The 252-nt window shown below is 62.7% G+C and carries 1 protein-coding gene; it reads right to left on the bottom strand.

Annotation, left to right across the window (positions count from 1 at the left end; translation table 11 throughout):
- On the bottom strand, positions 1 to 252 hold a 252-nt coding region (locus SB659_RS20150; RefSeq protein ID WP_410551707.1), incomplete at both ends, for a methyl-accepting chemotaxis protein.

Below are 252 nucleotides of genomic sequence, written 5' to 3'. Positions count from 1 at the left end.
CCAGAAGGTTCGTCTGGAAGGCGATCTCGTCAATCACTCCGATGATCTGGCTGATCTCACGGGAGGCCGCCTCGATGCGCTGCATCGCGCTGACGGTCTGCTCCACAACTTTGGTCGAGGCTGCGGTCGAAGCCCGGGCGCTTTGAACAAGCTGCCGGGTTTCCTTGGTGTTTTCCGATGACCAGCGGACGGTGGCGGTGATCTCGCCGAGTGCGGCCGTTGTCTCCTCAAGGGCTGCTGCCTGTTCGCGGG

This window comes from Arthrobacter sp. SIMBA_036, from assembly GCF_046535135.1.
GTDB lineage: Bacteria > Actinomycetota > Actinomycetes > Actinomycetales > Micrococcaceae > Arthrobacter.
The sequence above is the reverse complement of the archived record's forward strand: the minus strand, read 5'-3'. Positions and strand labels throughout refer to the sequence as shown.